Below are 24,047 nucleotides of genomic sequence, written 5' to 3'. Positions count from 1 at the left end.
GGGCGCGTGCCTCAGGTGTCGCCTTCCCGTTCCGCCAGGAAGCGCTCGAACTCCAGGCCGATCTCGTCCGCCGACGGGATGTCCACCGGCTCGGCCAGCATGTTGCCCCTGGTCTCCGCGCCCGCCGCCGCGTCGTACTGGTGCTCGAGGCCCTGGACGAGGGCCACGAGGTCCTCGTCGCCCTCCTGGATCTGGCGCTCGATCTCGGTCTGGGTGCGGTGGGCGTCGGTGCGCAGGGCGTGGGCGATGCCGGGCAGGACCATGCCGGTGGCGGCCGTGATGGCCTCCAGGACGGTCAGGGCCGCGTCCGGGTAGGTCGAGCGCGCGATGTAGTGCGGAACGTGCGCCGCGACGCCCAGGACGTCGTGGCCGGCCTCCATGAGCCGGTACTCGACCAGGGCCTCGGCGCTACCGGGCACCTGCGCCTCGTCGAAGGGGCTGCGGTGGCCGGGGACGAGGTCGTGGCGGTTGCCGTGCGGGGTGAGGCCGACGGGGCGGGTGTGCGGGACGCCCATCGGGATGCCGTGGAAGTTCACGGACAGCCGGACGCCGAGCCGCTCCACGATCTGCTGGACGGCCGCGGCGAAGCGTTCCCACTCCACGTCCGGCTCCGGGCCCGACAGCAGCAGGAAGGGCGCTCCGGTGGCGTCCTGGACGAGCCGCACGTCGATCGTGGGCTCCTCGTACTCCGTCCAGCGGTCGCGCTTGAAGGTGAGCAGCGGACGGCGGGCGCGGTAGTCGACGAGCCGGTCGTGGTCGAAACGGGCCACGACCTGGTGGGGCAGCGAGTCGAGCAACCGGTCGACGATCTGGTCGCCGGTCTCGCCCGCGTCGATGTATCCGTCGAAGTGGTAGAGCATGACCAAGCCGGCCGACTCCTGGGCGAGCGCCATGTCTACGACGGCGAGGCCCTTGGGCTCCCATGCGTACAAACCCTGCGGATCAAGCACTGTGACCGCTCCTCCTCGTGTTCATACGCTTCAACGCGCCCTGGAACAGCGGCATTCCCACCCTGGCGCTTGATCAGGCCATCTCTTACGCCCTTTTCATGACAGGGGAAGGAACAACGCGCCCCGTCAGGGGCGCGGGGCAGTGTCGATATGCGGCTCCGCCGCGTGGGCGCGACAAGCCCCCACCGGCCGTCGGACAAACACTGAGGGGCCGCACCCCGAAAGGTACGGCCCCTCAGTCAAGAGCTACTGCTCAGCGGGCGTTCAGCTCTGCCCACCGGCCAGCTTCTCGCGCAGCGCGGCAAGCGCCTCGTCCGAAGCCAGCGCGCCGGAGGTGTCCGCACCCTCGGAGGAGTACGAACCGCCACCGCCACCGCCACCACCGGCGGCCGGAGCCGCACCCGCGGCGTCCCCGCCCTCGGCGGCAGCAGCCTCGTCGGCCTCACGGGACTTGATGACCTGCTGCTGGTGCTGCTCGAAGCGGGTCTGCGCCTCGGCGTACTGGGTCTCCCACACCTCACGCTGGGATTCGAAGCCCTCGAGCCAGTCGTTGGTCTCGGGGTCGAAGCCCTCGGGGTAGATGTAGTTGCCCTGGTCGTCGTAGGACGCGGCCATGCCGTAGAGCGTCGGGTCGAACTCGACCGAGGCCGGGTCACCACCGAAGGCCTCGTTGGCCTGCTTCAGCGAGAGGCTGATGCGACGACGCTCGAGGTCGATGTCGATGACCTTGACGAAGATCTCGTCGTTGACCTGGACGACCTGCTCCGGGATCTCCACGTGGCGCTCGGCCAGCTCGGAGATGTGGACCAGACCCTCGATGCCCTCGTCCACGCGGACGAACGCACCGAACGGAACCAGCTTCGTGACCTTGCCGGGCACGACCTGGCCGATCTGGTGGGTCCGGGCGAACTGCTGCCACGGGTCTTCCTGGGTCGCCTTCAGCGACAGGGAGACACGCTCGCGGTCCATGTCGACGTCGAGAACCTCGACGGTGACTTCCTGGCCGACCTCGACAACCTCGGACGGGTGGTCGATGTGCTTCCAGGAGAGCTCGGAGACGTGGACCAGTCCGTCGACGCCACCCAGGTCCACGAAGGCACCGAAGTTGACGATCGAGGAGACCACACCGGAGCGGACCTGACCCTTCTGGAGGGTCGTGAGGAAGGTCTGGCGGACCTCGGACTGGGTCTGCTCGAGCCAGGCACGGCGGGACAGGACCACGTTGTTGCGGTTCTTGTCCAGCTCGATGATCTTGGCCTCGAGCTCCTTGCCCACGTAAGGCTGGAGGTCGCGAACGCGGCGCATCTCGACGAGGGAGGCCGGCAGGAAGCCACGGAGGCCGATGTCGAGGATGAGACCACCCTTGACGACCTCGATGACGGTACCGGTGACGATGCCGTCTTCTTCCTTGATCTTCTCGATGGTGCCCCAGGCACGCTCGTACTGGGCGCGCTTCTTCGAGAGGATCAGGCGGCCTTCCTTGTCCTCCTTCTGGAGAACAAGGGCCTCGATCTCATCGCCCACGGCGACGACCTCGTTGGGGTCGACGTCGTGCTTGATGGAGAGCTCGCGGCTCGGGATAACGCCTTCGGTCTTGTAACCGATGTCGAGCAGGACCTCGTCCCGGTCGACCTTCACGATGACGCCGTCGACGATGTCGCCGTCGTTGAAGTACTTGATCGTCTCGTCGATCGCGGCGAGGAAGGCTTCCTCGTTACCGATGTCGTTGACCGCTACCTGCGGAGTGGTAGAGGTGGTCTCGGTGCTGCTCGTCATGTGGGAAAGGGCTCCGGTACGGACAGTGAGTCGTAGGTACTGCTTACGCCGGGAGCCTGTTTCGCTCTGAAGAAGCCGGACAGCCAAGGAAGCGCCACACAATCAATGGTGGCGCCTCGACAACCGAGGGGACATACAACAGATGCGAGCGCAGCCTGCTACGTCTGAGGAGCGCAGGCCCGCAGCGCAACTTGTAGCATACGGGGGCAGCCGGACAGGGTCAATGCGCGAAGGCGCACACCCGGGGCGGATCGCCGCATACCCGGCAGAAAACCAGTCTCACGAGGCCACGCGGACCCGCCGACGTCCCATTCGTGACGTCGTCACGACGGTCCGACGGAAGAGCCCGCAGACTAATACGAGGGAGCCGATCATCCAAGAGCCCGCATCACACCAGCAGGAGACGGGTCCGGACGCGGAGTCGCAGGCCACCCGGCGTGACGCGGACGTCACCGAGAGCTCCCGGGCCAACCGGGGCTGGTGGGACCGCAACGCGGACGAGTACCAGGTCGAGCACGGCACGTTCCTCGGCGACGACCGCTTCGTGTGGGGCCCCGAGGGTCTCGACGAGGTGGAGGCCGAGCTGCTGGGCCCGCCCGAGGACCTCAAGGGCAAGGACGTCCTGGAGATCGGCGCCGGCGCCGCCCAGTGCGCGCGCTGGCTGGCCGCGCAGGGCGCCCGCCCGGTCGCCCTCGACATCTCCCACCGCCAGCTCCAGCACGCCCTGCGCATCGGTACGTCCTTCCCCCTGGTGTGCGCCGACGCGGGCGCGCTGCCCTTCGCGGACGCCTCCTTCGACCTGGCGTGCTCGGCGTACGGCGCTCTGCCGTTCGTCGCCGATCCGGTACTGGTCCTCAAGGAGGTGCGGCGCGTCCTGCGCCCGGGCGGCCGCTTCGTCTTCTCGGTCACCCACCCCATCCGCTGGGCCTTCCCGGACGAGCCCGGCCCCGAGGGTCTCTCCGTCTCGGCCTCCTACTTCGACCGCACGCCTTACGTGGAACAGGACGATCAGGGCCGCGCGGTGTACGTCGAGCATCACCGCACGATCGGCGACCGGGTGCGTGACGTGGTCGCCGGCGGCTTCCGCCTGGTCGACCTGGTCGAGCCGGAGTGGCCGGTCTGGAACACCTCGGAGTGGGGCGGCTGGTCTCCCCTGCGCGGGAATCTGATCCCCGGGTCCGCGATCTTCGTGTGCGAGCGCGACTGAGGCGTTGCGGCGGTCGTACGACACTGGGGGCGTGATCCGTTACGACGCCCTGGACCCCCTTCCCGTACGCGGCGCCCTGCCCGCGCTGCGCGACGCCCTGGAAGGCCACGGAACGGCCGTCCTCGTCGCTCCGCCCGGCACGGGCAAGACGACCCTCGTGCCGCTGGCCCTCGCCGGCCTGCTGGACCCGGACACACCCGCGCGGAAGGTCGTCGTCGCCGAGCCCCGCCGGATCGCCGCCCGCGCGGCGGCCCGGCGGATGGCGTGGCTGCTGGGCGAGAAGGTCGGCGGGAGCGTCGGCTACAGCGTGCGTGGCGAGCGCGTGGTCGGACGGCACGCGCGCGTGGAGGTCGTCACGACAGGCGTACTGCTCCAGCGGCTCCAGCGCGACCAGGAGCTGGCAGGCATCGACGTGGTGGTGATCGACGAGTGCCACGAGCGGCACCTGGACGCGGACACGACAGCGGCCTTCCTGTGGGACGTGCGGCAGGCCCTGCGGCCGGAGCTGCGGCTGGTGGCCGCGTCCGCGACGACCGACGCGCAGGGGTGGGCGCGGTTGCTGGGGGACGCGCCCGTGGTCGAGGCGGAGGGTGTCCCGCATCCGGTGGAGGTCGTGTGGGCGCCACCGGCCCGTCCGGTACGGCCGCCGCACGGCATGCGCGTCGATCCCGCACTCCTCGCGCACGTGGCGTCGGTCGTACGGCGGGCGCTGTCCGAGCGGCCGGGGGACGTGCTGTGCTTCCTGCCGGGCGTGGGCGAGATCGCGCGCGTGGCCGGCCAGTTGGGCGGTCTCGGTGACGTGGAGGTGCTCCAGGTGCACGGCCGGGCTCCGGCGGCCGTGCAGGACGCGGTGCTGACGGGTGGGGACCGGCGGCGGGTGGTTCTGGCGACCTCCGTGGCCGAGTCGTCCCTGACCGTGCCCGGAGTGCGGGTGGTCGTCGACTCGGGGCTCGCCCGGGAACCGCGCGTCGACCACGCGCGCGGGCTGAGCGCGCTCGCCACGGTACGGGCCTCGCAGGCGGCCGGACGCCAGCGGGCGGGCCGCGCCGGACGTGAGGCGCCGGGTGCGGTGTACCGGTGCTGGGCGGAGGCCGAGGACGCCCGTCTGCCGCGCTACCCGTCGCCGGAGATCAAGGTGGCCGACCTGACGGCGTTCGCGTTGCAGGTGGCCTGCTGGGGCGACCCGGACGCGTCCGGGCTTGCTCTTCTGGACCCACCGCCGGGCGGGGCGATGGCGGCCGCGAGGGGCGTGCTGACGGCCGTGGGGGCCGTGGACGCCGACGGCCGGGCGACCGCGCGGGGTGTGCGCCTGGCCCGTCTGGGCCTGCATCCCCGGCTGGGGCGGGCACTGTTGGACACCTCGGGTGCCGGCGCCGAGACGGTGGCGCTGCTGTCGGAGGAGCCGCCGCGGGAGTACGGCGACGACCTGGCGGCCGCCGTCCGGACCGCGCGGCGGGGCGGTGACGCCTATGCGGGACGGTGGCGGACGGAGGTGCGGCGGCTGCGGTCCGCCTCGGCGGAGTTCACCGAGCCGGCTGCCGGGAACGACGGTCTCGTCGCCGCGCTCGCCTTCCCCGAACGGGTCGCCAGAGCCGACTCGGGCTCCTATCTGATGGCCTCCGGCACCCGCGCCGAACTCTCCGACGGCTCCCCGCTGCGAGGCTCGCCCTGGATCGCCGTCGCCGTGGCGGACCGGCCCGTCGGCAAGGGGCACGCGCGCGTACAGCTCGCCGCCGTGATCGACGAGGACACGGCCCGTTCGGCGGCCGCGTCCCTGTACTCCGAGCGCCAGGAGGTGCACTGGGCCGACGGGGACGTCGTGGCACGGCGGGTGGAACGGCTCGGGGCGATCGAGCTCACGGCACGGCCGTTGAAAAACGCCGACGCCGTCCTCGTACGCGAGGCACTTCTCGAAGGGCTCCGCCAGGAAGGTCTACGGCTGCTGCGGTGGACGCCCGACGCCGGGGTACTGCGGCAACGGCTCGCGTTCCTGCACCACCACCTCGGCGCTCCGTGGCCCGAGGTGTCCGATGACGCGCTCCACGCGCGCGTGGACGAGTGGCTGGAGCCCGAGCTGAGCCGTGCCCGGCGACGGGCCGACCTGGCGCGCATCGACGCCGGACAGGCACTGCAAAGGCTCCTCCCCTGGGCCTCCGGTGAGGCCACGCGGCTGGAGGAGCTGGCGCCCGAGCGGATCGCCGTACCGAGTGGGTCCAGGATCCGGATCGACTACGGCAGCCCCGAACAGCCCGTCCTCGCGGTGAAGTTGCAGGAGATGTTCGGGCTCCAGGAGTCGCCCCGCATCGCCGGGGTGCCCCTCCTCGTCCATCTCCTCTCCCCCGCGGGGCGCCCCGCGGCCGTCACCGCCGATCTCGCGTCCTTCTGGAAGGACGGCTACAAGGGCGTCCGGGCGGAGTTGCGCGGGCGGTATCCGAAGCATCCGTGGCCCGAGGACCCTGCGGGCGCCGAGCCGACGCGGCACACCAAGGCACGGCTCAGGCCGTGACCGGTTCGGGTTCCTCGACCTTCGTGGCGGCCGGGCGGCGGCCGCGGGCTTCCAGCCACAGTGACAGCGCCAGCAGCAGGAGGCCCAGGATCAGGAAGCCCCACGGCAGGTACGAGGTCATGAGCAGGACGAGAGTGCGGTTCGACTTGACCAGGTCGACCGTGTGCCTGATGTAGTCCTCGCGCATCTTCACGTCGCCGGCGAAGACGGTCACCTTGTCGCGGCCGCCGAGCAGCGTGCCGCCGCGCAGTTCCTCCGTGTGGAGTTCCTCGCCGTAGACGGGTGCGCCGGTGAGGGGTTCCACCCAGAACTTGCGGACCGTGGTGTACCAGCGGGTGGTGCCGGTCTTGGCGAGGGACGCGGGAGTGATGCCCTGGACCGGCATGGTCTTCGGGAAGGGCACCTTGGTCCAGGGGATGGTCTGCTCGAAGTAGTAGACGTCGACGCCGCGGAAGGTCTGGGTGCCCTTGTAGTGGATGGGGGCCGAGGTGCGGGCCTGGGCGTCGAAGTACTCGTAGTCCCGTTTCTCCGTCAGGAACGGGAACTTGAACTCGATGCCCTCACGCTTGACCGGGTCGCCGTCGACCATCTCGCCGGTGGCATGGACGGGTTCCTGGGTGTGGGCGTCGAAGATGTAGCGCTCGGGGATCTTGGAGACCATCTTGCCGTCGGGCCCGACGACGTAGGACAGGCCGTCCCAGACGACGACATCCTTCCCGGCCGTCTTCTCGATCTTCTCCGAGGCCTCCACGTTGCCCTTGAGGGTCTGCACGATGGTGACCTTGGGGACCTTCTTCGACTTCATTCCGTCGTTGTAGTCGATGAGGGTCGCGTCCTTGGCCTCCAGGACCATGTCCTGGTACTGGTTCGCGGGGATCTTGGCCAGGCGCGGGAAGGCGTACCAGCGCAGCAGCGGGGACAGCGCCGCGAAGAACACGGCGAGGGCGAGCAGGACCAGGCTGGTCTTGCGGCGCATCTCGGCCTCCCGGGGTCACGGGTGTGCGGGCACTGTGGTCAGCAGCGGTTTCGGGGACGTCCCGCCGGTCGGCGTGCCGAGCGCGGTGATGGTGAGGACCAGCGCGAACGCGAGGGCCAGACCGGTCGCGGCGGCGATCAGGGCGCGCATATCCACCTCCCGGCGCACAGGAACTGATACATCGTCAGGTCCGGCACCGTAGCAACGGGCGGGCGAGATGAGAACAGCTCGCGCACGGACGAAGGGCGCCCGGTCCGCCGTGGCGGAAAGGACGCCCTTCGAGGTGGCTGCGGTGGCTACGAACTCGCGCTGGGGCTGGGCGACGGGCTCGCGGAGGTCTCAGCGGCCGCCACGGTCAGCGTCACGTCGAGCGTCGCGCCGCCCGCTGTGGTGATGCGGAGCACGAAGGTGCCGGTGGAGTCGTCGGAGTAGAGCTGAGGCAGCTTCAGGAGGCCGTCGGCGTCCGTGGTGAGGCCCGTCAGGGTGCGGACGGTCTTGCCGTCGGCGTCCTTGAAGTAGGGGCCCTTGTCGTTCTCGGTCGCGTCGTCGGCCGACTTGATCAGGGTGGCGGTGGCGCCGACCTTGTCGGCGACGGCGTCCTTGTAGGTGGCCTTGACCTGGACCGCGTCGACGAACTCGCCGCCCGGTGTGCAGGTCAGCGCGGTGTCACTGGTGCGCACGAGGGTGTCGGCGACGCGCTGGGTGACGGTGGCCGTGTAGTCCGGGCCGGTGACCGTGCGGCCGATGAGGGTGGCGCGGACCGTGAAGGCGCCGGTGGTCTCGCCCGCCTGGAGCGCGGGCGCGGTGGCCACGCCGGAGGTGTTGGTCAGAGCGGTGGCGACCTTCTCGCCGCCGGTGAAGACGGCGTCGGTGTCTCCGACGATCGTGAAGCGGATCCGGACCTTGGCGACGCCCTTGCCGGCGGCGTTCTCGGCCTTGGTGCTGATCTGTTCGGTGAACGCGTCGCCGGCCATGGCGGTGAGCTTCGCGGTGCCCGAGTCCTCCAGGTGGTCCACGGACTGGGTGGGGGTGACCGGAGTCGTCGGGGCCGGAGGGGTGGGAGTCCCCGACGGGGGCGGGGTGGTCGACGGCGGGGTCGGGCTCGGCGAGCCGGGCGTGCTCGGCTTCGACGGGTGCGACGGGTGCGACGGCGAGGGCGACGACGGCGAGGAGTACGAACCCCCGCTGCCGCTGCTGCCGTCGCTGCGGTTGTCCGGGATCGTGCCGGTGCCGTCGGGGATCTCGTGGGTGCCCTTGCGGTAGTACTCCAGCCACGAGAGGACCGTGTTCACGTAGTGCCGCGAGGGGTTGTAGCTGAGGATCGCGCTGTCCAGGTCACCGCTGTCCGACAGGTCCCAGCCGTAGCGGCACAGGTAGTGACCGGTGGCGAGAGCGGCGTCGTAGATGTTGTTCGGGTCCTTCACCCCGTCGCCGTTGCCGTCGCGGCCGGCCCACGCCCAGGTGGACGGGATGAACTGCATGGGCCCGACGGCCGAGTCGTAGGCGGTGTCGCCGTCGTAGGCACCGTTGTCGGTGTCTCGGATGAGCTCGAAGCCGTTGCCGTCGAGCTGCGGGCCGAGGATCTTGGAGGTCGTGGTGCCGTCGGCGTCGACGCGGCCGCCGCTGGCCTGGCCCGACTCGACCTGACCGATGGCGGCGAGGAGCTGCCAGGGCAGGTTGCAGCCCGGCTTGGACTCCTGGAGTTCGGCCGCGGCCTTCTTGTAGGCGGCGAGGACGGTCGCGGGTATGCCCGCCTCGGACTCGACCGGAGTGACGGTGGAGGTGCCGTCGGTCGGCGCGGGGCTCGGGGTGTTCAGCGGCGGAAGGTCCGTGTAGTACGGCGACTTGCCGGTGGCGCCGCTGTCACCGGCGGTCGCGTCGGGAGAGGGCTGGGCGTCGGCGGCGGTGGATCTGCCGTTGTCGTCGGCCGTCACCCCCGGAGCCTGGGAAGCGGACAGTGCCGCGACCGCGGCCGCGGCCACGGCGGTGGTCACCGCTCCCTTGCACAGCCTCCTGCCGAATTGCGCCGCCATAAAGTGAACCCCTCCTGTGGACGCCCGAGCGCCCTTGTCCGTCTGTCGCCCTCGTCCAGTTGTGACAGTCGAGCCACCCTGGAGGTTGCCCCTGTGACGCGCGGCAATTCCTGATTCGCACGTTCGACCGAGCTCCCCAGCGCGGTGACCCGTGTGACCCTACGACAACTTCCTTTTCGCGGACACCGGTTCGTGCCCGATATTCACCGGTTGGCCATGTTCGATCGGTGCGGGCTCGCGTCGCTCATACTGGACGGAACCGATCACCCGGGCCGCCGCCCGGCCAAGGACCGCCGCAAGGAGCACCGTTGCCGTTCACCCTGAGCCATGCGGCGGCGGTACTGCCCGCGGTACGCACCGACGGAACCGGGCGTGGCCGACTGGTTCCGGCCGTACTCGTGGCCGGATCCTTCTCTCCTGACATGACCTATTACGCGGCAAGTGTCGTGTCCGGGGCGATGGAGTTCGGCACCGTCACGCACTCCTTCCCGGGCGTCTTCACGATCGATGTGCTCGTCGCCTGGGCACTGGTGGGTCTGTGGCTGCTGTTGCGAGAACCACTGGTGGCCCTGCTGCCACGAGGGCGACAGGGCGGGATGGCGACGCTGCTGCGCTGCGGAGCGCCACGCGCCCGCGTGACGGCGGCACTGGCCGTGCGCTGGTACGCCTCCGCCGTCCTCGGAGCCCTGACCCATGTCGTGTGGGACGCGTTCACACATCTCGACCGATGGGGGATGCGACTGTTCCCCGTCCTGGGCCGCGAGGTGGCCGGGTCGCCTCTGTACTGGTACCTGCAGTACGGCGGTTCGGCGCTGGCCGCGGTGGTGATCGCCGTGTTCTGCCGGTACGCGCTGCGCCGGGCACCCGTGGCGACCGAGCCGCGGGGCGTCCCTGTCCTGTCGGTGCGGGACAGGTGGTGGGCCGTGGCCGTGATCGGCGGGTGCATGACGGCGGGCGCGTTGCAGCGGGCCTCGCGGTGGTGGGCGTACTGGGGCTCCAGCGCGAAGCCCTGGGAACTGATCCCGACCCTCTGCTTCGGCGCGGGCGCCGGTCTGGTGCTCGGGATACTGCTGTACGCCGCGGGGGTCAGGCTGTGGCGCCCGGCCCCGGTGTCCGGTGCCGAGGAAGAGGCCGGCCTCCCGCTCGCTCGCTGACGGTGTCCGCCGTCGTCGCCATGAACACCGTCATGGTGGGCATCGGACGGGACCGGGGCAGCAGGGTGAGGGCAAGGGCCAGATAACTGAGCGCCAGCTCGGCCCACAGCCGAGGGCCGGACGGCTCCTCTAGTTCTACGGCGTCTACGGCGTCCCGGTCGCGGCGGGTGACGCGGTGCCGTAGCTCTGTGGCGGCATGGCGCAGGAGTGCCGCCAGGTCGAAGGGAATGCGGGCGGTACTTGCGGCGGCCGCGTGGGCCGGAACGGGACGCTGCGCGAAGAACGGGACCGGGTCGGCGTACGCCCGTGCGGGGGCCGTCCGGCGGTGGAGCATGCGTATACCCATGAGCGCATCCTGGCCGGGGGTGCGGTCGGGGGCGCTGTTGTGGCGTCCACGCGAGTGACACCCGCGGGCAGCTGGGCTGGGCTGGACCGGGCGCCTACGGGGGGTGCCACGCCGGGTCCTTGCGCGTGTGCAGGCCGGTGGGGGCTGGTCGCGCAGTTCCCCGCGCCCCTGGGGAGTTGCAGTCACCCGCGCCACGACGGACCGATCACCACGTCACCCACCACGACGGACCGATCTCCACCCCGCGCACCACGACGGACCGCTCGCCGCACCGCGCCACGACGGACCCATCCCCGTCTCGCGCGCCACGACCACCCGCTCGCCGCACCGCGCCACGACGGACCCATCCCCGTCTCGCGCACCACGACGGACCGATCACCGCATCCCACGCCACGACGGACCGTTCGCCACCTCGCGCGCCCCGGCGGGCCGGTAGCCGCGTACGGCGCGCAGGGGACGGGGTGGGGGGTGTCCGCCCGCAGCGGCCGGCGTCCGATACCGAGCACTGATCAGGAAGCAGCTACCGCCGGACCGAGGACGGACACCCCCCACCCCGGCCCCGACCCACCTACCGAACCCCACGCGCTACACCCGCCCCACCGGGGCCGCAACGGGCCGCCGCAGGCATCAGGGGCGCGGGGAACTGCGCACAACGCCCGCCCCCACCGAACCCGCACCCGCACAGGCCCGCCGCAGGCACCTGCATCCCCGCCCAACCGCCGGAGGCTAATGCGCAGCGGACTCCCAGTCCGTCCCATCCCCCACCGAGACCCCCAGCGGCACATTCAGATGCACGGCGTCGGACATCTCCCGGCGGACGATCTCCTCCGCGGCCTCCCGCTCCCCGGGCGCGATCTCCAGCACGATTTCGTCGTGGACCTGGAGCAGCATGCGGGAGGCGAGGCCGGCGTCCCGCAGCGCACCGTCCACCTTGAGCATCGCGATCTTGACGATGTCCGCCGCGGTCCCCTGGATCGGCGCGTTGAGAGCCATCCGCTCGGCCGCCTCACGCCGCTGCCGGTTGTCGCTGTTGAGGTCGGGCAGATACCGCCGGCGCCCGAAGAGCGTCGCCGTGTACCCCGTCGCCCGGGCCTCGTCGACCGCTCGCCGCAGATAGTCCCGGACCCCACCGAACCGCTCGAAGTACGCGTCCATGAGCGCCCGCGCCTCCCCCGCCTCGATGTTCAGCTGCTGCGAGAGCCCGAACGCGGACAACCCGTACGCCAGCCCGTACGACATCGCCTTGATCTTCCGCCGCATCTCCGCGTCGACCCCACCGGGCTCCACGGCGAACACCTGCGAGGCGGCGGTGGTGTGCAGGTCCTCACCCGAGGTGAACGCCTCGATGAGCCCCTCGTCCTCGGAGAGGTGGGCCATCACCCGCAGCTCGATCTGGCTGTAGTCCGCGGTCATGAGGGACTCGAAGCCGTCCCCCACCACAAAGCCCCGCCGGATGGCCCGCCCCTCGTCGGTGCGGACCGGAATGTTCTGGAGGTTCGGATCCGTCGACGACAGTCGGCCCGTGGCCGCGACCGTCTGGTTGAACGTCGTATGGATACGTCCGTCCGCGGCGATCGTCTTGATCAGCCCCTCGACGGTCACCCGGAGTTTGGCCTGCTCACGATGCCGGAGCATGATCACCGGCAGTTCGTTGTCCGTCTGGGCCGCGAGCCAGGCCAGCGCGTCGGCGTCCGTCGTGTATCCGGTCTTCGTCTTCTTCGTCTTCGGCAGGCCCAACTCACCGAAGAGGACTTCCTGCAGCTGCTTGGGCGAGCCGAGGTTGAACTCGTGCCCGGCCGCCGCGTGCGCCTCCTTCACGGCCTGCTGGACCGCGCCCGCGAACATCTGTTCCATGGCCTCGAGGTGGGCCCGGTCGGCCGCGATGCCGTGCCGCTCCATGCGAGCCAGCAACGCGGAGGTGGGCAGCTCCATGTCCCGCAGCAGATCCGCGGCCCCGACCTCCGCCAGGCGGTTTTCGAAGGCCGAGCCCAGATCGAGCACGGCCCGGGCCTGGACCATCAGCGCCTCGGCCTCGGCACCGTCGTCCGCGCCGAAGGCGAGCTGTCCGTCGGCCGTCGCCGCGGGGGCCAGCTCCCGGCCCAGGTACTCCAGCGACAGCGCGTCCAGGTCGAAGGACCGGCGCCCCGGCTTGACCAGGTACGCGGCGAGCGCGGTGTCCATGCCGACACCGGCGACGCTCCAGTCGTGCTCGGCGAAGACCCGCATGGCGCCCTTGGCGTTGTGCAGGACCTTGGGCCGGTCGGCGTCGGCGAGCCAGGCGACCCAGGCCCTCTCGTCGGCCTCGTCCAGCTGGGACGGGTCGAACCAGGCGGCCGCACCGCCGGACGCGGCGAGCGCGACCTCGGCGACCGAGCCGGTACCGAGGGCCCAGGTGTCGACGGTGGCCAGACCGAGGGGCTGCTGTGCGCCGTGCTCGGCGAGCCAGCCGGCCAGCTCGCCGGTGCCGAGCACCGTGCCGTCCACTTCCACGCCGGGCGCGACGACCGGGGTGCCCTCGGCCTCCTCGGCACCCGGGTCGACGGCCAGGAGCCGCTCCCGCAGGGAGGGGTTCCTGATCTCCAGGGTGTCCAGGATCATCGCGAGGGTCTTGCGGTCGTACGGAGCGCGCTCCAGGTCGGTGACCGCCTTCGGGAGCTCCACCGTGCGCACCATCTCGGTGAGGCGGCGGTTGAGCTTGACGGCCTCCAGATGGTCGCGGAGGTTCTGTCCGGCCTTGCCCTTGACCTCCTCGACCCGCTCGACCAGCTCCGCGAACGAACCGAACTGGTTGATCCACTTCGCGGCGGTCTTCTCGCCGACGCCGGGGATGCCGGGGAGGTTGTCGGACGGGTCGCCGCGCAGGGCCGCGAAGTCGGGGTACTGGGCGGGCGTCAAGCCGTACTTCTCGAAGACCTTCTCCGGGGTGAACCGGGTCAGCTCCGAGACGCCCTTCGTCGGGTAGAGCACGGTGGTGTGGTCGCTGACCAGCTGGAAGGAGTCGCGGTCGCCGGTGACGATCAGCACGTCGAAGCCCTCGGCCTCGGCCTGTGTGGCGAGCGTGGCGATGACGTCGTCGGCCTCGAAGCCGTCGATCGCGAAGCGCGAGACGTGCATCGCGTCGAGGACCTCGCCGATCAGCTCGACCTGGCCCTTGAACTCGTCGGGGGTCTTGGAGCGGTTGGCCTTGTACTCCGTGAACTCCTCGGAGCGCCAGGTCTTGCGGGACACGTCGAAGGCCACCGCGAAGTGGGTGGGGGCCTCGTCGCGCAGGGTGTTGGCCAGCATCGACGCGAAGCCGTAGATCGCGTTCGTCGGCTGGCCGGTCGCGGTGGTGAAGTTCTCCGCGGGCAGCGCGAAGAACGCGCGATAGGCCAGCGAGTGCCCATCCATGAGCATCAGACGCGGGCGGCTGCCGCCGGGGCTGTTGTCGGTCTTCTTCGCTGCTGTCTCTGCCACGCCCCCGATCCTGCCACGCCCCACTGACAGTCAGACCCGCCCGCCGCCGACGGCACACAAGGGGCAAGCTCCGCCGCCGCTTCCCCCAGGCCCGGCAAACGCCGTTGTCACCGGCGCGTGCGAGGATCGGAGACGTACCTCACATGTGTGTGCGAAGGAGAGAGTCCGATGGCCACGAAGCCGCCCAAGGGTGATCCGGTTCAGGACGCTCCGCAGGTCACCGAACCGAAGCACGCGGCGGCCGGCCTCCCGGCCATCGGCCACACCCTGCGGATCGCCCAGCAGCAGATGGGCGTGAAGCGCACCGCGCTGACTCTGCTGCGCGTCAACCAGAAGGACGGCTTCGACTGCCCGGGCTGCGCCTGGCCCGAGCCCGACCACCGGCACGCGGCGGAGTTCTGCGAGAACGGCGCGAAGGCGGTCGCCGAGGAAGCCACCCTGCGCCGGATCACCCCGGAGTTCTTCGCCGCGCACCCCGTCGCCGACCTCGCGACCAGGAGCGGCTACTGGCTGGGCCAGCAGGGGCGGCTCACCCACCCCATGTACGTCCCCGACGGCGGCACCCACTACGAACCGGTGACGTGGGAGCGCGCCTTCGACATCATCGCCGAGGAGATCGCCGCCCTCGACTCCCCCGACGAGTCCGTCTTCTACACCTCGGGCCGCACCAGCAACGAGGCCGCGTTCCTCTACCAGCTCTTCGCCCGCGAGCTCGGCACGAACAACCTGCCGGACTGCTCCAACATGTGCCACGAGTCGTCCGGTTCGGCGCTCAGCGAGACCATCGGCATCGGCAAGGGCAGCGTCCTGCTCGACGATCTCTACCAGGCCGACCTGATCATCGTCGCCGGCCAGAACCCGGGGACCAACCACCCCCGCATGCTGTCCGCCCTGGAGAAGGCCAAGGCGAACGGCGCGAAGATCATCAGCGTCAACCCGCTGCCCGAGGCCGGCCTGGAGCGCTTCAAGAACCCGCAGACCCCCCAGGGCATGCTCAAGGGCGCCGCGCTCACCGACCTGTTCCTGCAGATCCGCATCGGCGGCGACCAGGCCCTCTTCCGCCTCCTCAACAAACTGATCCTGGACACGCAAGGGGCCGTCGACGAGGCCTTCGTCCGCGAACACACCCACGGCTACGAGGAGTTCGCCGAGGCGGCCCGCGCCGCCGACTGGGACGAGACGCTCACCGCGACCGGCCTGTCCCGCAAGGAGATCGAGGAAGCCCTCTCCATGATCCTCGCCTCCGAGCGGACCATCGTCTGCTGGGCCATGGGCCTCACCCAGCACAAGCACTCCGTGCCGACCATCCGCGAGGTCGTCAACTTCCTCCTGCTGCGCGGCAACATCGGCCGGCCGGGCGCCGGCGTCTGCCCGGTCCGCGGCCACTCCAACGTCCAGGGCGACCGCACGATGGGCATCTTCGAGCGCCCCGCGCCCGCCTTCCTGGACGCCCTGGAGAAGGAGTTCGGCTTCGCCCCGCCGCGTGAGCACGGCTTCGACGTCGTCCGTGCCATCCGCGCCCTGCGCGACGGCGAGGCCAAGGTCTTCTTCGCCATGGGCGGCAACTTCGTCTCCGCCTCCCCCGACACCGACGTCACCGAGGCCGCCATGCGGCGCGCCCGGCTGACCGTGCACGTGTCGACCAAGCTCAACCGCTCGCACGCGGTCACGGGCGCGCGCGCCCTGATCCTGCCCACGCTCGGCCGCACCGAGCGCGACCTCCAGGGCAGCGGCGAGCAGTTCGTGACCGTCGAGGACTCCATGGGCATGGTGCACGCTTCCCGCGGCCGCCTGGAGCCCGCGAGCGGACAACTGCTGTCCGAACCCGCCATCGTGTGCCGGCTGGCACGCCGGGTGCTCGGCGAGAACAGCCGGGTGCCGTGGGAGGAGTTCGAGAAGGACTACGCCACCATCCGCGACCGCATCGCCCGCGTGATCCCCGGCTTCGAGGACTTCAACGCGCGCGTGTCCCGGCCCGGCGGCTTCACCCTCCCGCACGCCCCGCGCGACGAGCGCCGCTTCCCCACCGCCACCGGCAAGGCCAACTTCACCGCCGCGCCCGTCGAGTACCCCGAACTGCCCGAGGGACGGCTGCTGCTGCAGACGCTGCGCTCGCACGACCAGTACAACACCACGATCTACGGCCTCGACGACCGCTACCGGGGCATCAGGAACGGCCGCCGGGTCGTCCTGGTCAACCCCGAGGACGCCGACAGGCTCCGGCTCGCCGACGGCTCGTACGTCGACCTCGTCAGCGAGTGGAAGGACGGTGTGGAGCGGCGCGCACCCGGGTTCCGGGTCGTGCACTACCCGACCGCCCGGGGCTGCGCGGCCGCCTACTACCCCGAGACCAACGTCCTGGTGCCGCTGGACGCCACCGCCGACACCAGCAACACCCCGGCCAGCAAGTCCGTCGTCGTACGTCTGGAACAATCGGCGACCGACTGAGCGTTTGCTCAGCGCAGGCAGTCGTAGCAGGCAGTCGTAGCGACCAGGACGAACGGAGCCCGCCCCATGGGTGAGCAGCAGCACGCCACGTTTCCCCAAGAGGTCATCGACGAGTACGCGGCGCTCGGCGTCGACCTCGTCGCCATGTTCTCGGCCGGCCACCTGGGCACCCGCATGGGCGTGCAGATCGTCGAGGCCTCGGCGGAACGGGTCGTCGGCACCATGCCCGTCGAGGGCAACACCCAGCCCTACGGACTGCTGCACGGAGGTGCCTCGGCCGTACTCGCCGAAACCCTGGGGTCCGTCGGCTCCATGCTGCACGCCGGGAGCTCGAAGCTCGCGGTCGGAGTGGACCTGAACTGCACACACCACCGGGGCGCCCGCTCCGGGCTGGTCACCGGCGTGGCCACACCGGTGCACCGGGGGCGCTCCACCGCGACGTACGAGATCGTGATCAGCGACGAGGAAGGGCGACGCGTCTGCACCGCCCGCCTCACCTGCCTGCTGCGGGACGCCCCCGGCCGCTAGGGCGCACACCGACTGGGCACGAGCCCCCGGCACCCCTACCGTTCTCCCATGACCGGTATCGGCCCCGTCGAGCCCGTCAACTCACCGGAGACGGGGCAGAATCACGACATCATCGGCGCCGACGAGGCACGCCTGACGGACCGTTGGGCATCGCGGTGGGAGAAGCTGTCACCCAGGGCTCGCCGAACAGTCTTGGGGACAGCCGCGTTCACCCTGCTCGCGGCCGGCCTCCTCCTCCCCCGCGTCCTGGCCGACGAGCACCGCACCGAAGTCCCGGACACCCCCGTCCCCTGGCCCGCCAACGTCACCGCCTGGCGCTACCTCGGACCCGCCGGACTCCCCGAGACCTCCGGCGCCCACCCCACCAGCGGCCGCTTCCGCTTCGCCGTCGACGTCCACAGCGGACCCCCCGTCACCCTCCAGGTCACCGGCGCCGCCTTCACCGGCCTCACCGCCCACGCCCTGCCCGACGCCTTCACCGTGCACGCCGGCACGACCCGCCGGGTCACCGTGGAGATATCGGTTTCCGACTGTTCGGGTCTGCCGCTGAATGCCGACCTACCATTTCTTGACGTAACGCTCCGTAACACGCGCGCAATACAACACCACAGCTTCATCTTCGGCCGGGCCTACGCGCACGACCTTTTCGCGCTTCTCCGCGGCGCCTGCGCCACGACAACGGCGTCACCAGCCGGACGGCCAAGCGGAAGTGCAGGTTCTCAAAATGCGGACCGAGGGGAAATTCTGCCAAACCGGCTGAGAGTCCCCTCCACGGAAGCGCACCATCCACCCCGTCATAACAAGAAAGTCACAAGCCAGCGCACAGCGATGCCCCTGCCTGCAAACCGGGCTTAGAGTCACGGCCAGTCACCGCTCCATCGGGAGTTCGGTACCAGCGCGGCACAAGGCCGCACCCACGAGGGCGCGTGTGCCTGCGGAAAGGACTGATTGTGCGACGTTCCATGGTGATACTGACCTCCGTCTTCGCGACTGGAGCTCTGACGCTCACCGCCTGCGGCTCCCGAGACGACAAGGGCGGCGACAGCGAAGGCGGAGGTGGCACCACCCTGACCATCGGCGTGGACGCCCCCCTCTCCGGTGAGAACTCCACCACGGGTCTCGGCATCCAGTACGGCGCCCAGATCGCCGTCGACGACGCCAACAAGAACAAGCTCGTCCCCGGCGTCACCTTCAAACTGAAGGCCTACGACGACAAGGCGCAGCCCGCCACCGGTCAGTCGAACGCCACCACCATCACCGGCGACAAGACGGCCGTCGGCGCCGTCGGCCCGCTGAACTCCGGCGTCGCCCAGACCATGCAGCAGGTGTTCGCCTCGGCCAACATGGTCCAGATCTCCCCCTCGAACACCAACCCCGAGCTGACCCAGGGCAAGAACTGGCAGACGGACAAGAAGCGGCCGTACAAGACGTACTTCCGCACCGCCACCACCGACGAGCTCCAGGGCAGCTTCGCCGCCGACTACGCGTACAACGGCCTCAAGAAGAAGAAGGTCTTCGTCGTCGACGACAAGCAGACCTACGGCGCCGGCCTCGCGAAGATCTTCAACGAGCAGTTCAAGAAGCTCGGCGGCACCGTCGTCGGCACCGACCACGTCAACACCGGCGACAAGGACTTCGGTTCCCTCGTCACCAAGGTCAAGAACTCCGGCGCCGACCTGCTCTACTACGGCGGCCAGTACGACGAGTCCTCCCTGATCACCAAGCAGCTCAAGGGCGGCGGAGTCAAGATCCCGCTCTTCGGCGGTGACGGCATGTTCGCCTCCACCTACATCGAGACCGCGGGCACCGCCTCCGAGGGCGACCTCGCCACCGCCGTCGGCGTCCCCGCCGACACCCTGCCCGCCGCCAAGACGTTCATCGAGACGTACAAGTCCAAGGGCTACAAGGGTGACTACGGCGCCTACGGCGCGTACTCCTACGACGCCACCACCGCCATCATCAAGGCCGTGAAGGCCGCCGTCGACGCCAACGACGGCAAGGTGCCCAGCGACATCAACGCCCTGCGTTCCTCCGTCGTCGACGGCGTCCAGAAGTCCGACTTCGAGGGCATCTCCGGCAAGGTCGCCTTCGACCAGTACGGCGACACCACCAACAAGCAGCTGACCGTCTACCAGGTCACCAAGGGTGCGTGGAAGGCTGTGAAGACCGGCACCGCCGACCTCGGCTAGTCCAGGCCCAGCAGCGCACAGCAACACCACGACGGGCCGCGCGGGAGGGGACCCCGACCGCGCGGCCCTTGCCACACCCCACCCCAGCACGCGATATGTGCACACGACCACCAGCGACAATGGAGGCCACGCGGTGAACACCCTGCCGCAGCAGCTGGCCAACGGGCTGCTTCTGGGCTCGATGTACGGGCTGATCGCCATCGGCTACACGATGGTGTACGGCATCGTCCAGCTCATCAACTTCGCGCACGGCGAGATCTTCATGACCGGCGCCTTCGGCGCCTTCACGGTCTACTTCTACCTCTTGCCCGACGGCACCTCTATGGCCCTCGCCGTCCCCCTGATGCTGATAGGCGGCGGAATAGTCGCCATCCTCATCGCCGTCGGAGCGGAACGGTTCGCCTACCGGCCCCTGCGCGGAGCCCCACGGCTCGCACCGCTCATCACCGCGATCGGTCTCTCCCTGGCCCTCCAGGAAGTCGTCCGCAACTTCTACCCCCGCGCCGACCGCGCCGTCGCCTTCCCCGGCCTCGACGGCACCCACGACATAGGCTCCGTCACCATCAAGGACGCCGACATCTTCCTCGTGGTCGCCGCCATCGTCTGCATGTCCGCCCTCGCGTTCTTTGTCCGCAAGTCCCGCACCGGCCGCGCCATGCAGGCCACCGCCCAGGACCCGGACACCGCACAGCTCATGGGCATCGACACCAACCGCATCATCGTGATCGCCTTCGCCATCGGCGGGTTCTTCGCCGCCGTCGCCGCCGTCGCCTACGGCCTCAAGTACGGCAGCATCGACTACCGCATGGGCTTCCTGATGGGCCTCAAGGCCTTCACCGCAGCCGTCCTCGGCGGCATCGGCAACATCTACGGAGCCATGCTCGGCGGCCTGGTCCTCGGCGTCGCCGAAACCCTCGCCTCCGCCTACATCGACGACATCCCCGGCATGCACCTCTTCGGCGGCGGCTCCTGGAAGGACGTCTGGGCCTTCTGCCTGCTCATCATCGTCCTCCTCGTCAGGCCACAAGGCCTGCTCGGCGAACGCGTAGCGGACAGGGCGTGATCACGATGACCGACACCACCACTCGCGGCCTGATCCCGCTGCCCCTCGCCGCGGCCCGCGCGCTCCTCCTCGCCGGAGGCATCGCCACCGCCGCCTCCGCCTTCCTCGCCTGGACCTGGACCAGCGAGTTCCCCGGCGACCTCACCATCAGCGGCTACCCCGGCGGCCTCCAGTGGCTGACCTTCATCGCCGGCATCCTCACCACCCTGTTCGCCCTCGCGGCGTACGACATCCGACCCCTGCGCGGCCTCATACCCGCCCGCAACAACGCACCCCTGGTGCTCACCGCCCTCGGCGGCTTCGGCGTCACCTGGTACACGATCGTCTCGATCGCCGCCGAACTCGGCGGACTCGCCAACCTCGAACCGGGCGGCTGGGTCGCGGCCATCGCCTCCCTCCTGCCGGTCATCGGCGCCTTCGCCCTCCCCGAGCCTCGCACCGCGAGCGCCAAGGAGAACGTCAAGGCGTACCTCGCCAAGCCCGACGGCATCCCCCCCGCCCAGCCCCTCAGCCCCTGGCTCGAGCGCGCGATCATCACCATCGTCACGATCGTCGGACTCGCCGTCTTCACCTACGGCATCGACACCGAGTACGGCGAACTCTTCGTCGGCTACCTCATCGTCGTCGTCTTCGCCGTCTGGGCCCTGCACACCGCAGGCCTCAACGACCGCTTCTCCCGGATCGTCGCCCGCAACCGCAGCTTCACGCTCGCCATGGGCTTCGCCGCCGCGATCGCGTTCCCCTTCACCCAGACCAACGACCACTACGCCAACATCGGCGTCAACATCCTGATCTTCGGGACGGTCGCCCTGGGCCTCAACATCGTCGTCGGCCTCGCGGGCCTCCTCGACCTCGGATACGTCGCCTTCCTCGGCGTCGGCGCCTACACCGCCGCCCTCGTCTCCGGCTCCGAGTTCTCCCGCTTCTCCGGCGTCCACTTCCCCTTCTGGGCCGCCGCCCTCACCGGCGCCGCCGCATCACTCGTGTTCGGCGTCCTCATCGGCGCCCCCACCCTGCGACTGCGCGGCGACTACCTCGCCATCGTCACCCTCGGCTTCGGAGAGATCTTCCGCATCGCCGTCAACAACATGGACGGCGACTCCGGCCCGGACCTCACCAACGGACCCAACGGCATCCCGGCCATCCCGGACCTCAAACTCCTCGGGTTCAACCTCGGTGAAGCCCACGACGTCGGCGGCTTCACCCTCGGCCGCTTCGCCAACTACTACCTCCTCATGGTGCTGATCATGGCCATCGTGGTCCTGGTCTACACCCGCGCCGCCGACTCCCGCATCGGCCGCTCCTGGATCGCCATCCGCGAAGACGAAACCGCCGCCACCGCCATGGGCATCAACGGCTTCCGCGTCAAACTCATCGCCTTCGCCCTCGGCGCCACCCTCGCCGGCCTCGCCGGCACCGTCAGCGCCCACGTCACCTACAGCGTCGTCCCGACGCCGTACCAGTTCGCCGGCTCCACGCCCCCGAACTCCGCCTTCCTGCTCGCCGCGGTCGTCCTCGGCGGCATGGGCACCGTCGCCGGACCCATCCTCGGCGCCGCCCTGCTCTACCTGCTCCCGGAGAAGCTCGTCTTCCTCCAGGACAAGTCGCTCCTCGCCTTCGGCATCGCCCTCATCCTGCTGATGCGCTTCCGCCCCGAAGGCATCATCGCCAACCGCCGCAACCAACTCGAATTCCACGAGACCGGCCAACTCGACATACCAGAACAAACGACACTGTCCGGCCAACCGGCCGCCGTCACCAAGGCGGGGGCATAAGCACGATGACAACACAGCCGACACCTGTACTCGAAGCCCGCAACGTCACCATGCGCTTCGGCGGCCTCACCGCCGTCCGCTCGGTCGACTTCACCGTCAACTCCGGCGAGATCGTCGGCCTCATCGGCCCCAACGGCGCCGGCAAGACCACCTTCTTCAACTGCCTCACCGGCCTGTACGTCCCCACGGAAGGCACGGTCTCCTACAAGGGCACCGTCCTGCCGCCCAAGCCCCACCTGGTGACCCAGGCCGGCATCGCCCGCACCTTCCAGAACATCCGCCTGTTCGCCAACATGACGGTCCTCGAGAACGTCCTCGTCGGCCGCCACACGCGAACCAAGGAAGGCCTCTGGTCGGCACTGCTGCGCGGCCCCGGCTTCAAGAAGGCGGAGAAGGCCAGCGAGGAACGGGCCATAGAACTCCTTGAGTTCATCGGCCTGGAAGCCAAGCGCGACCACCTCGCCCGCAACCTCCCCTACGGCGAACAGCGCAAGCTTGAGATCGCACGCGCCCTCGCCTCCGAGCCCGGCCTGCTCCTCCTCGACGAGCCCACCGCCGGCATGAACCCCCAAGAGACGCGCGCCACCGAAGAGTTGGTCTTCGCCATCCGCGACAAGGGCATCGCCGTCCTCCTCATCGAGCACGACATGCGCTTCGTCTTCAACCTCTCCGACCGCGTCGCCGTCCTCGTCCAGGGCGAAAAACTCGTCGAAGGCACCTCCGACGTCGTCCAGGCCGACGAACGCGTCATCGCCGCCTACCTCGGCGAACCCTTCGACGGCGACCCCGGCGCGGCGGAAGCCGCCGAGGTCGACGCGGCCGAAGCGCAGAGCACCACCGGCACCAAGGGAGAAGCCCAGTGACCGCACTCCTCGAAGTCGAGGACCTCCGGGTCTCCTACGGCAAGATCGAAGCCGTCAAAGGCATCTCCTTCAGCGTCGAAGCCGGCCAGGTCGTCACCCTCATCGGCACCAACGGCGCCGGCAAGACCACCACACTGCGCACGCTCTCGGGACTGCTGAAGCCCACAGCCGGCAAGATCCTCTTCGACGGCAAGCCCCTCAGCGGCATCCCCGCCCACAAGATCGTCTCCTTCGGACTCGCCCACTCCCCCGAAGGCCGGCACATCTTCCCCCGCCTGACGATCTTCGAGAACCTCCAACTCGGAGCGTTCCTCCGCAAGGACAAGGAGGGCATCGAGAAGGACGTACAGCGCACCTACGAGCTCTTCCCGATCCTCGGCGAACGCCGCAACCAGGCGGCAGGCACCCTCTCCGGCGGCGAACAGCAGATGCTGGCCATGGGCCGCGCGCTCATGTCCCAGCCCAAGCTGCTGATGCTCGACGAGCCCTCCATGGGCCTCTCCCCGATCATGATGCAGAAGATCATGTCGACCATCGTCGAGCTGAAGTCCCAGGGCACGACGATCCTCCTCGTCGAGCAGAACGCCCAGGCGGCACTCTCGCTCGCCGACCAGGGACACGTCATGGAAGTCGGCAACATCGTCTTGTCCGGCACCGGACAAGACCTCCTCCACGACGAATCGGTCCGCAAGGCATACCTCGGCGAAGACTGACTCTCTGCCCGTACGACAAGGGCCCGCGCCCCCTGCTGGGGACGCGGGCCCTTGTCTTGTCCGG

The 24,047-nt window shown here is 69.8% G+C and carries 18 protein-coding genes; 11 read left to right on the top strand and 7 right to left on the bottom strand.

The features are described from left to right. Nucleotides 1–11: 11 nt before the first annotated feature. Both AQJ46_RS15395 and rpsA read right to left on the bottom strand, forming a co-directional pair. A complete protein-coding gene (locus tag AQJ46_RS15395) occupies nt 12–950 on the bottom strand; it encodes a PAC2 family protein (protein WP_057618419.1) in 939 nt (312 codons plus the stop codon). A 264-nt stretch (nt 951–1,214) separates the two neighbouring features. After that, nucleotides 1,215–2,726 carry a 30S ribosomal protein S1 gene (rpsA, locus tag AQJ46_RS15390; protein ID WP_059206113.1) on the bottom strand — a complete coding sequence of 504 codons (1,512 nt, stop codon included), beginning with the start codon at nt 2,724–2,726 and terminating at the stop codon, nt 1,215–1,217. A gap of 223 nt (nt 2,727–2,949) precedes the next feature. Between rpsA and AQJ46_RS15385 the strand changes: the two genes are divergently transcribed. Both AQJ46_RS15385 and hrpB read left to right on the top strand, forming a co-directional pair. After that, nucleotides 2,950–3,933 (top strand): class I SAM-dependent methyltransferase, encoded by a 984-nt coding sequence (locus AQJ46_RS15385; RefSeq protein WP_225887334.1) that lies wholly within the window; start codon nt 2,950–2,952, stop codon nt 3,931–3,933. Between the two features lie 31 nt (nt 3,934–3,964). Continuing rightward, on the top strand, nt 3,965–6,439 hold the full coding sequence (gene hrpB, locus AQJ46_RS15380) for an ATP-dependent helicase HrpB (protein ID WP_059206112.1): 2,475 nt from the start codon (nt 3,965–3,967) through the stop codon (nt 6,437–6,439). Here the strand turns inward: hrpB and AQJ46_RS15375 are convergent. The 3 genes from AQJ46_RS15375 to AQJ46_RS15370 all read right to left on the bottom strand — a co-directional run bounded on the left by AQJ46_RS15375 (nt 6,429) and on the right by AQJ46_RS15370 (nt 9,448). Next, nucleotides 6,429–7,415, bottom strand: coding sequence for a DUF3068 domain-containing protein (locus AQJ46_RS15375; RefSeq protein WP_059206111.1), 987 nt, complete (start codon nt 7,413–7,415; stop codon nt 6,429–6,431). The genes hrpB and AQJ46_RS15375 overlap by 11 nt on opposite strands. Nucleotides 7,416–7,430: 15 nt before the next feature. Next, a complete protein-coding gene (locus AQJ46_RS54205) occupies nt 7,431–7,565 on the bottom strand; it encodes an SPW_0924 family protein (protein WP_106409822.1) in 135 nt (44 codons plus the stop codon). A gap of 146 nt (nt 7,566–7,711) precedes the next feature. After that, the gene (locus AQJ46_RS15370) at nt 7,712–9,448 is read right to left on the bottom strand and encodes a lytic transglycosylase domain-containing protein (protein ID WP_059206110.1); all 1,737 of its coding nucleotides are present in this window, start codon (nt 9,446–9,448) and stop codon (nt 7,712–7,714) included. 308 nt (nt 9,449–9,756) lie between these two features. Between AQJ46_RS15370 and AQJ46_RS15365 the strand changes: the two genes are divergently transcribed. Next, nucleotides 9,757–10,602: a DUF4184 family protein gene (locus tag AQJ46_RS15365; RefSeq protein WP_059206109.1), complete on the top strand. Its 846-nt coding sequence runs from the start codon at nt 9,757–9,759 to the stop codon at nt 10,600–10,602. Here the strand turns inward: AQJ46_RS15365 and AQJ46_RS15360 are convergent. Both AQJ46_RS15360 and polA read right to left on the bottom strand, forming a co-directional pair. Then, a complete protein-coding gene (locus AQJ46_RS15360) occupies nt 10,535–10,948 on the bottom strand; it encodes a hypothetical protein (protein ID WP_059206108.1) in 414 nt (137 codons plus the stop codon). The two genes, AQJ46_RS15365 and AQJ46_RS15360, sit on opposite strands and share 68 nt — an antisense overlap. A 726-nt stretch (nt 10,949–11,674) precedes the next feature. Further along, entirely contained in the window at nt 11,675–14,404 is a 2,730-nt protein-coding gene (polA, locus tag AQJ46_RS15355; RefSeq protein WP_059206107.1) for a DNA polymerase I, read from the bottom strand. 168 nt (nt 14,405–14,572) lie between these two features. Between polA and AQJ46_RS15350 the strand changes: the two genes are divergently transcribed. The 8 genes from AQJ46_RS15350 to AQJ46_RS15320 all read left to right on the top strand — a co-directional run bounded on the left by AQJ46_RS15350 (nt 14,573) and on the right by AQJ46_RS15320 (nt 23,983). Further along, complete coding sequence (locus AQJ46_RS15350) at nt 14,573–16,852, top strand: FdhF/YdeP family oxidoreductase (RefSeq protein ID WP_059206106.1); 2,280 nt, start codon at nt 14,573–14,575, stop codon at nt 16,850–16,852. Between the two features lie 66 nt (nt 16,853–16,918). Then, nucleotides 16,919–17,380: a PaaI family thioesterase gene (locus AQJ46_RS15345; protein ID WP_057618427.1), complete on the top strand. Its 462-nt coding sequence runs from the start codon at nt 16,919–16,921 to the stop codon at nt 17,378–17,380. A gap of 48 nt (nt 17,381–17,428) precedes the next feature. Continuing rightward, nucleotides 17,429–18,235, top strand: a complete 807-nt coding sequence (locus AQJ46_RS52170) for a hypothetical protein (RefSeq protein WP_079072284.1) — start codon at nt 17,429–17,431, stop codon at nt 18,233–18,235. Nucleotides 18,236–18,342: 107 nt separating this feature from the next. Next, nucleotides 18,343–19,569, top strand: coding sequence for a branched-chain amino acid ABC transporter substrate-binding protein (locus AQJ46_RS15340; protein WP_059206105.1), 1,227 nt, complete (start codon nt 18,343–18,345; stop codon nt 19,567–19,569). Nucleotides 19,570–19,702: 133 nt separating this feature from the next. Next, nucleotides 19,703–20,632: a branched-chain amino acid ABC transporter permease gene (locus AQJ46_RS15335; protein ID WP_057618429.1), complete on the top strand. Its 930-nt coding sequence runs from the start codon at nt 19,703–19,705 to the stop codon at nt 20,630–20,632. Nucleotides 20,633–20,637: 5 nt separating this feature from the next. Further along, nucleotides 20,638–22,407 carry a branched-chain amino acid ABC transporter permease gene (locus tag AQJ46_RS15330; RefSeq protein WP_059206352.1) on the top strand — a complete coding sequence of 590 codons (1,770 nt, stop codon included), beginning with the start codon at nt 20,638–20,640 and terminating at the stop codon, nt 22,405–22,407. A gap of 5 nt (nt 22,408–22,412) precedes the next feature. Further along, nucleotides 22,413–23,270: an ABC transporter ATP-binding protein gene (locus AQJ46_RS15325; protein ID WP_059206104.1), complete on the top strand. Its 858-nt coding sequence runs from the start codon at nt 22,413–22,415 to the stop codon at nt 23,268–23,270. Continuing rightward, nucleotides 23,267–23,983 carry an ABC transporter ATP-binding protein gene (locus tag AQJ46_RS15320; RefSeq protein ID WP_057618431.1) on the top strand — a complete coding sequence of 239 codons (717 nt, stop codon included), beginning with the start codon at nt 23,267–23,269 and terminating at the stop codon, nt 23,981–23,983. The genes AQJ46_RS15325 and AQJ46_RS15320 overlap by 4 nt, the downstream gene beginning before the upstream one ends. Nucleotides 23,984–24,047 lie beyond the last annotated feature (64 nt).

This window comes from Streptomyces canus (assembly GCF_001514145.1).
GTDB lineage: Bacteria > Actinomycetota > Actinomycetes > Streptomycetales > Streptomycetaceae > Streptomyces > Streptomyces canus.
The sequence above is the reverse complement of the archived record's forward strand: the minus strand, read 5'-3'. Positions and strand labels throughout refer to the sequence as shown.

Coding starts and splice junctions, on each gene's coding strand:
- AQJ46_RS15325 (WP_059206104.1), top strand. CDS start 22,413: ATGACAACACAGCCGACACCTGTACTCGAAGCCCGCAACGTCACCATG.
- AQJ46_RS15375 (WP_059206111.1), bottom strand. CDS start 7,415: ATGCGCCGCAAGACCAGCCTGGTCCTGCTCGCCCTCGCCGTGTTCTTC.
- AQJ46_RS15360 (WP_059206108.1), bottom strand. CDS start 10,948: ATGGGTATACGCATGCTCCACCGCCGGACGGCCCCCGCACGGGCGTAC.
- AQJ46_RS15385 (WP_225887334.1), top strand. CDS start 2,950: ATGCGCGAAGGCGCACACCCGGGGCGGATCGCCGCATACCCGGCAGAA.
- AQJ46_RS52170 (WP_079072284.1), top strand. CDS start 17,429: ATGACCGGTATCGGCCCCGTCGAGCCCGTCAACTCACCGGAGACGGGG.
- AQJ46_RS54205 (WP_106409822.1), bottom strand. CDS start 7,565: ATGCGCGCCCTGATCGCCGCCGCGACCGGTCTGGCCCTCGCGTTCGCG.
- AQJ46_RS15345 (WP_057618427.1), top strand. CDS start 16,919: ATGGGTGAGCAGCAGCACGCCACGTTTCCCCAAGAGGTCATCGACGAG.
- AQJ46_RS15330 (WP_059206352.1), top strand. CDS start 20,638: ATGACCGACACCACCACTCGCGGCCTGATCCCGCTGCCCCTCGCCGCG.
- rpsA (WP_059206113.1), bottom strand. CDS start 2,726: ATGACGAGCAGCACCGAGACCACCTCTACCACTCCGCAGGTAGCGGTC.
- AQJ46_RS15340 (WP_059206105.1), top strand. CDS start 18,343: ATGGTGATACTGACCTCCGTCTTCGCGACTGGAGCTCTGACGCTCACC.
- AQJ46_RS15370 (WP_059206110.1), bottom strand. CDS start 9,448: ATGGCGGCGCAATTCGGCAGGAGGCTGTGCAAGGGAGCGGTGACCACC.
- AQJ46_RS15350 (WP_059206106.1), top strand. CDS start 14,573: ATGGCCACGAAGCCGCCCAAGGGTGATCCGGTTCAGGACGCTCCGCAG.